This window comes from Paenibacillus sp. P4_A9, from assembly GCF_056402415.1.
On record NZ_JBFUHL010000171.1, the window covers coordinates 1 to 2,560 of the forward strand.

Annotated in this window: 2 protein-coding genes; both read left to right on the forward strand. The window is 43.3% G+C overall.

Features of this window, described 5'->3' with window-relative positions:
• Positions 1–1,218, forward strand: a 1,218-nt coding sequence (locus tag AC1DVJ_RS30550; RefSeq protein WP_477596623.1) for a competence/damage-inducible protein A, incomplete at its 5' end; no start/stop codon positions are given.
• A 175-nt stretch (positions 1,219–1,393) separates the two neighbouring features.
• Positions 1,394–2,437 carry a recombinase RecA gene (gene recA, locus AC1DVJ_RS30555; RefSeq protein WP_477596625.1) on the forward strand — a complete coding sequence of 348 codons (1,044 nt, stop codon included), beginning with the start codon at positions 1,394–1,396 and terminating at the stop codon, positions 2,435–2,437.
• The last annotated feature ends 123 nt before the right edge of the window (positions 2,438–2,560 follow it).

Below are 2,560 nucleotides of genomic sequence, written 5' to 3' on the forward strand. Positions count from 1 at the left end.
GAATTGCTACTTGGTCAAATTGTGAATACTAATGCGCAATTTTTATCGAGGGAATGTGCTGCACATGGTATTGACATTTATTTTCAAACCGTCGTCGGAGATAATGAGCAGCGCTTGTTCGATAGCCTTAGAATAGCTGCATCAAGAGCTGATGTTGTGATTTGTACGGGTGGTCTAGGGCCCACGCAGGATGATTTGACCAAAGATGTATTAGCGGCATTTACGGGGCGTAAATTGGTCATTCATGAGCCTTCTATGGAGGCTATTGCAGCGATGTTTGCCACAAGAGGGATTCATATGGTGGAAAGCAATCGACGTCAAGCCCTTATGTTAGAAGGCAGCGATCCCTTACATAACGATACAGGGTTGGCCGTCGGAAATGCATTTACGTTCGAGGGAACACATTTCGTTCTATTACCGGGTCCTCCGAAAGAAATGAAACCGATGTTTACAAATTATGGCTTACCTTGGCTTCACTTATTAATGACAGATGAAGTTCCGCTTTATTCGAAAATGTTGAAATTTGCAGGTATTGGAGAATCCAATTTGGAGCATCAATTGTTGGATTTGATCCAAGCGCAATCTGACCCGACAATTGCTCCTTATGCCAAGGAAGGTGAAGTCACGATTCGTCTAACAACGCGTGCACATTCGGCCGAAGAAGGCGAGATCAAATTACAAGTGACAGAAGCTGAGATTAAGAAGCGGCTAGGGGAGTATCTCTATGCAGATCTTGACGTTCCTATCGAGACGATCGTTTTACAGTTGCTTGGAGCTCGTAAGAAGACACTTGCAGTAGCTGAGAGCTGTACAGGAGGCTTACTCAGTGATCTAATAACGGCAGTACCGGGTAGCTCAGAATCATTCCTAGGTGGCATTATCGTCTACTCAAACGCTTTAAAACATAAGCTGCTTGGCGTACCGATGGAAGTTTTGGAGGGTGAGGGAGCCCCAGGTGCTGTTAGCAGCGAGACAGCTGTCATATTAGCTGAACAGTTGTTAGTTAATACTGGTAGTGACTTTGGGATCTCCGTGACCGGTGTGGCGGGTCCAAGTCCGTCTGAAGGGAAGCCTGTTGGTCTTGTCTATGTTGGATTGGCACAAAAGCATGCGAAGACAGAAGTATTTACCCTCCAATTATCTGGGAATAGAGAGTTTATCAAACAAAGAGCTGCGAAGCGTGCAATCTATCAATTGTGGAAACAGTTGAAAGAATGATAGAAATCATCTATAATTAGATTTAGTGTTAACGGAAGAACCGTAGCAAAGCGATAACTTTGTTACGGTTTTTTGTTTGTTCGCAAAAAAAACGAATGTATGTTCGAAAAAATGCTTGGCAAACATGCCAAAACAAGTTATCATATACCTATAATGATAGAAGGAAGTGGTCGTTTTGTCAGATCGTCGTGCCGCACTTGATAACGCATTACGTCAAATTGAGAAACAGTTCGGAAAAGGCTCCATCATGAAACTTGGAGAATCTACACATATGCAAGTTGAAACGATCTCATCGGGTTCACTTGCCCTTGATATCGCGCTTGGAATAGGTGGATTTCCACGTGGAAGAATTATTGAAGTTTACGGACCAGAGTCATCAGGTAAAACAACCGTAGCACTACACGCGATTGCTGAAGTTCAAAGAGTKGGCGGACAAGCTGCCTTTATCGATGCGGAGCATGCGTTGGATCCCTCCTATGCAAGTAAGCTTGGTATTAATATAGATGAACTATTGCTTTCCCAACCAGATACAGGTGAGCAAGCGCTTGAAATCGCGGAAGCACTTGTACGTAGTGGCGCGGTAGATATTATTGTTATCGATTCCGTAGCAGCGTTAGTACCAAAAGCGGAAATTGAAGGCGACATGGGGGATTCTCACGTAGGTCTTCAAGCACGTTTGATGTCACAAGCACTTCGTAAGCTGTCTGGTGCAATCAATAAATCCAAAGTTATTGCTATTTTCATCAACCAATTGCGTGAGAAGGTTGGCGTGATGTTCGGTAACCCTGAGACAACTCCGGGTGGTCGTGCACTGAAGTTCTATTCTTCCGTTCGTTTGGATGTTCGTCGTATTGAAACGATCAAACAAGGTAATGACATGGTTGGTAACCGTACGAGAATTAAGGTCGTTAAGAATAAAGTAGCGCCTCCATTTAAACAAGCTGAAGTTGATATTATGTACGGTGAAGGTATCTCACGTGAAGGTAGCATTATTGATATCGGAACTGAGCTGGATATCGTGAATAAGAGCGGCGCTTGGTATTCGTACGAAGGTGAACGTCTTGGTCAAGGTCGTGAGAACGCAAAGCAATTCTTGAAAGATAACAAAGCGATCTCGGAAACAATTGAACTGAGAATTAGAGAAAACAGCAACTTGATTAAAGTGGTTGGTCCAAATGCGGATGATGATGAAGATGAGTTGGAAACAGCATTCGAATAGGTTTGGAAATATAGGATGGAAGAAGCACCTTAACCTTGTGTTGGGGTGTTTTTTCTTCATTATTGGAGGTTTGTGGAAATGAATCAAGAARAGGTACTGGAAATGGAACAGGAACAGGTAATA